The organism is Micromonospora sp. AMSO1212t, assembly GCF_008868145.1.
Taxonomy (GTDB): Bacteria; Actinomycetota; Actinomycetes; order Mycobacteriales; family Micromonosporaceae; genus Micromonospora; species Micromonospora tulbaghiae.
Genome location: NZ_WBKS01000218.1, coordinates 1 through 5,141, shown reverse-complemented (window position 1 = coordinate 5,141; position 5,141 = coordinate 1). Strand labels below are relative to the sequence as shown.

Sequence of the window (5,141 nt, the reverse complement as noted above, 5' to 3'; positions counted from 1 at the left end):
CTGACCCACCACCCCCAACCACCTGGAGTCCCCCATGCGTGACGTGGTCGAGATCGGGCTGGGCAAGACCGCGCAGCGCGGCTACCACCTGGACGACATCGCCATCGTGCCGAGCCGCCGCACCCGGGACGTCGACGACGTCTCCACCGCGTGGCAGCTCGACGCGTACCAGTTCGGCATCCCGTGCGTCGCGCACCCCTCGGACGCGACCATGAGCCCCGCCTCCGCCGTCCGGCTCGGCCAGCTCGGCGGCCTCGGCGTGCTCAACGTCGAGGGCCTCTGGACCCGGTACGAGAACCCGGCCAAGATCCTGGAGGAGCTGGCCGGCCTCGACGAGGACGCGCGGGCGACCAAGCGCCTCCAGGAGGTCTACGCCGAGCCGATCCGCCCCGACCTGATCGCCGAGCGGGTGCGTGAGCTGCGCGAGGGCGGCGGCACGGTGGCGGTGCGGGTCTCCCCGCAGCACACGCTGGCGCTGGCCCCGGTGATCCTCGACGCCGGTGTGGACATCCTGGTCATCCAGGGCACGCTCGTCTCCGCCGAGCACGTCTCGACCACCGACGAGCCGTTGAACCTCAAGGAGTTCATCGCCGACCTCGACCTGCCGGTCGTCGTCGGCGGCTGCACCGACTACAAGACCGCGCTGCACCTGATGCGTACCGGCGCGGCCGGCGTGATCGTGGGCATCGGCGGCGACGACTGGTCGACCACCGAGTCGGTGCTCGGCATCCGGGTGCCGATGGCCACCGCCATCGCCGACGCGGCCGCGGCCCGCCGCGACTACCTGGACGAGACCGGCGGCCGGTACGTGCACCTGATCGCCGACGGCGACATGCAGACCTCCGGTGACATCGCCAAGGCGCTCGGCTGCGGCGCGGACGCGGTGATGCTCGGCGAGCCGCTCTCGCTCTGCGAGGAGGCACCGGCCGGCGGCGCCTGGTGGCACTCCGCGGCCAGCCACCCGTCGCTGCCCCGGGGCGCGTTCGAGGTGGCCGGCGAGCCGCTCGGCTCGATGGAGAGGCTGCTGTTCGGCCCGGCCGACGAGCCGGACGGCCAGCTCAACCTCTTCGGCGGCCTGCGCCGGGCGATGGCCAAGTGCGGCTACCGCGACCTGAAGGAGTTCCAGAAGGTCGGGCTGGTCCTCGACCGCTGAGCACCGGCTGAGCACCGCGTGACGGCGCGGGCGGCGGCGCGGACGTGTTCCGGCCCCGCCCGCGCCGCCGCGCGTCTAGGCTCGCCGGGTGAGACGGGGGCGGGTCTGGGCGGCAGGGCTGGTGGCGGCGGCGCTCGCGCTGGGCGGGTGCACCGGCGGCGACGAGAGCGGGTTCCGGCCGGGCGCGGCGGACGCCGGTGACCCGTACGTGCCGGGGGCCGGCAACGGCGGCTACGACGTCGGCCACTACGCGCTGGACGTGCGCTACGACCCGGCCGGCGACCGGCTCACCGGCACGGCCACGCTGACGGTCACCGCCACCCGGGCGCTGTCCCGGTTCCAGCTCGACCTGGCCGGGCTGGACGTCGAGCGGGTGCGGGTGGACGGCGAGGCGGCGAAGCACCGCCACGACGGCGCCGAGCTGATCGTCACCCCGGCGGGCGGGCTGCCGTCCGGGCGCCGGTTCACAGTCGAGGTGACGTACGGCGGGGTGCCGCAGCCGCTGCCCAACGCCGAACTCGGCGACGGCGGCTTCCACGCCACACCGGACGGCGCGATAGCGCTCGGCCAGCCGGAGTCGGCGAGCACCTGGTACCCGGTGAACGACCACCCGTCGGACAAGGCGACATACGACCTCGCGGTCACCGTGCCGGACGGGCTCGCCGCGCTGTCCAACGGCGTGCCGGAGGGCCGGACGTCCGACGGCGGCTGGACCACCTGGCGCTGGTCGGAGCGCGCGCCGATGGCCAGCTACCTGAGCACGCTGGTGATCGGCGACTACCGGGTCAGCAGCGGCACGCACGCCGGCAAGCCCATCGTCACCGCCGTCGCCGCGGCGCTGCCCGCGGACGGGCCGGCCGCCGCGTCGGTGGCCCGCACCGGCGAGGTCGCCGACTTCCTGGCCGAGCGCTTCGGCCCGTACCCGTTCGAGGCGTACGGCGGCGTGGTGGTCGCCGACGAGCGGATCCGGTACGCGCTGGAGACGCAGAGCCGGCCGGTCTACGGGCCTGCGTTCTTCCGGGGGGAACGGCCGAACACCGAGGTGGTCGCGCACGAGCTGGCGCACCAGTGGTTCGGCGACAGCGTCTCGGTGGCCCGGTGGAGCGACATCTGGCTCAACGAGGGCTTCGCCACGTACGCCGAATGGCTCTGGGCCGAGCACGACGGCGGGCGGACCGTGGCGCAGACCGTCGCCGAACGTTACGCGGCCACCGACTGGTCGAAGCCCACGGTCGACCCGGGCCGGGCCGGGATGTTCAGCGACGCGGTCTACCAGCGCGGCGCGCTCGCGGTGCACGCGCTGCGCCGCGCGGTGGGCGACGAGACGTTCTACCGCGTGCTGCGCGGCTGGCTGGCGCAGCACCGCGACGGCAACGTCACCACCGCCGACTTCGTCGGGTACGCCGAACGCACGTCGGGGCGGCCGCTGCGGGCGCTGCTGGACGCCTGGCTGGTCGGTGGCACGCCGCCGGGACTGCCGTGACGCACACGTGACCGCCGCTGGGTAGGCTGCCGCGGTCGGAGCGGCCCGTGGGCGGGGCCGCCGAACGGGCCCGGGAGGGATCGAGGCGATGACGCGGCGCGGCGCACGACGACGGCTCGGGTTGCTGACCTGCGGCACCCTGCTGGTGGCCGGCTGCGGTTCGGCCGAGCCGGACCCGGGTCCGTCGTCCCCGGCCGGCCCGGCGCCGGCGACCTCGCGCAGCTTCGCACCGGGCGCCGCCGGGGCGGGCGATCCGTACTTCCCGAGCTACGGCAACGGCGGGTACGACGTCGCGCACTACACGGTCAAGGTGCGCTACGACCTGGAGACCGACAAGCTCAGCGGCACCACCACGCTGCGGGCCACCGCGACCGCCGACCTGTCCGCGTTCAACCTGGACCTGGCCGGGCTGACCGTCCGGTCGGTGACAGTGGACGGCACCGCCGCCCGGCACAGCCGTACCGAGGACGAGCTGGTGATCACCCCGGCCATCGGGCTGACCTCCGGCAACGGCTTCACCGCCGAGATCCGGTACGACGGCCGGCCGGAGCCGCTGCGTACCGAGGCGCTGGGCGAGGGTGGCTGGCTGCACACGACCGACGGGGCGATCGCGCTCGGTCAGCCGGAGTCGGCGAGCACCTGGTTCCCGGTCAACGACCACCCGTCGGACAAGGCCACCTACGACATGGAGATCACCGTCCCGAAGGGACTGACGGCGGTCTCCAACGGCGTGCCGAAGGGCAGGTCGACAAGCGGTGCCTGGACCACCTGGAAGTGGTCGGAGACCGCGCCGACGGCCAGTTACCTGACCACCGTGGCGATCGGGAAGTTCCGGGTCACCACCGGGGAGCACAAGGGACGGCCGGTCTACAGCGCGGTCACCACGCAGGTGGCGCAGGGCGCGCCGGACCGGTCGATCGCGCGTACGGTCGAGGTCGCCGACTACCTGGAGAGCGTCTTCGGGCCGTACCCCTTCGACGCGTACGGCGGCGTGGTGGTCGCCGACGATCGGATCCGGTACGCGCTGGAGACGCAGAGCCGCCCGGTCTATTCGGCGAGCTTCTTCCGGCAGGGCGACAACACCGGCGTGGTGGCGCACGAGCTGGCCCACCAGTGGTACGGCAACAGCGTGTCGATCCAGCGCTGGCAGGACATCTGGCTCAACGAGGGGCTGGCCACGTACGCCGAGTGGCTGTGGGCCGAGCACGACGGCTCGACCACCGTGCAGCGCTCGTTCGAGCAGAAGTACGCGAACGCCGGCGGTCAGGTGTGGCGTACGCCGCCGGGCAAGCCGGGCGTCGCCAACCTGTTCAGCCGTTCGGTCTACGACCGGGGCGGGATTACCGTGCACGCGCTGCGGGTGGCGGTGGGCGACACCGCGTTCTTCACCATCCTGCGCACCTGGGCGGCGGAGCGGAAGAACGGCAACGCCACCACAGCCGACTTCGTGGCGCTGGCCGAGCGGATCACCGGCAAGAAGCTGGCGAAGGTCTTCGACCCGTGGCTGTACGGCACCGAGCGTCCGCCCGCCCCGAAGGCGCTGTAGCGCCTCAGTTCTTGACCCGCAGCGACGGGTGGGCGGCCAGGAACGCGTCGGCCCGCCCGCCGCGCAGCGCGGTGAGGAAGTCGCGGCCGAGCGGCTTGAGCTGCTCACCCCGGTACGCGCCGCCGCTGCTCACCCCGGCGCCGGGCAGCACGACGAGCGTGAGCCGGTCGGCCGGCAGGCCACCCAGCGCGTACGCGTAGTCGATCAGCTTCCGGTCGCCGCCGGCGTACACCAGGGTCCTGCCCAGCGCGGCCACCACCTGCTCGACCCGCTGCGGGTCGCGGGCGGTGCCCTGGTCGACGATCTTGCGGGCCAGCGCCCGGAGCAGTTGCTGCTGGTGCCGCTGCCGGGTGTAGTCGCCGCCCGCGGTGTAGCGCTGCCGCGCGTAGTCGAGCGCCTGCCAGCCGGTCAGGTGCCGGGTGCCCTTCTCGTAGACCATCTGCGGCCCGATGTACCCGCCGCCGGTCAGGGTCCGCATGGTGCCGTCGGGGCGGCGGTGCCGGGAGGCGACCTGCTGGTCGACGTAGAGGTCCACCCCGCCGAGCGTGTCCACCAGCTTGTCGAAGCCGCCGAACGTGATCACCGCCCCGGCGTCGATGCGCAGCCCGGTGTAGCGGGAGACGGTGGTGCGCAGCAGTTCGTACCCCTGGGCGGTGCTGGGGTGGGCCTTGTCGCCCGGCACCCGGCTGCCGTAGCTCATCGCGTGGGTGAGCTTGGTCCGCCCGCCCGGGTAGCGGGCCTTCGGGTAGGCGGGGATGTCCACGACCAGGTCGCGGGGGAGCGAGAACAGGTACGCCCGGTCCAGCCCGGCCGGTACGTGCAGCAGCAGCACGGCGTCGGCGTGCGGCTCCCAGCCGGGGATGCTGACCCGGGTGTCGACGCCGACGAGCAGCAGGTTGAGCGGGCCCTTCAGGTCGGCGCCGGGCGGCGGCGTCGGGCTGGCGGTGGTCGGGGCGGGG

At 73.8% G+C, this 5,141-nt stretch carries 4 protein-coding genes; 3 read left to right on the top strand and 1 reads right to left on the bottom strand.

Annotated elements, in window-relative coordinates:
• Positions 1-34: 34 nt before the first annotated feature.
• The 3 genes from F8279_RS29110 to F8279_RS29100 all read left to right on the top strand — a co-directional run bounded on the left by F8279_RS29110 (position 35) and on the right by F8279_RS29100 (position 4,182).
• Positions 35-1,153, top strand: coding sequence for a GuaB3 family IMP dehydrogenase-related protein (locus tag F8279_RS29110; protein ID WP_091426231.1), 1,119 nt, complete (start codon positions 35-37; stop codon positions 1,151-1,153).
• An 88-nt stretch (positions 1,154-1,241) separates the two neighbouring features.
• Positions 1,242-2,636 (top strand): M1 family metallopeptidase, encoded by a 1,395-nt coding sequence (locus F8279_RS29105; protein WP_091426229.1) that lies wholly within the window; start codon positions 1,242-1,244, stop codon positions 2,634-2,636.
• Between the two features lie 88 nt (positions 2,637-2,724).
• Positions 2,725-4,182 (top strand): M1 family metallopeptidase, encoded by a 1,458-nt coding sequence (locus tag F8279_RS29100; protein ID WP_151501648.1) that lies wholly within the window; start codon positions 2,725-2,727, stop codon positions 4,180-4,182.
• A gap of 4 nt (positions 4,183-4,186) precedes the next feature.
• On the opposite strand, the gene F8279_RS29095 is transcribed toward F8279_RS29100, so the two are convergent.
• The coding region (locus F8279_RS29095; protein ID WP_151501647.1) for an LCP family protein at positions 4,187-5,141 on the bottom strand (955 nt) is incomplete at its 5' end.

Bases quoted from the DNA above. Each gene is read 5' to 3' on its own strand.
- F8279_RS29110 (WP_091426231.1), top strand. From the start codon at position 35: ATGCGTGACGTGGTCGAGATCGGGCTGGGCAAGACCGCGCAGCGCGGC.
- F8279_RS29100 (WP_151501648.1), top strand. From the start codon at position 2,725: ATGACGCGGCGCGGCGCACGACGACGGCTCGGGTTGCTGACCTGCGGC.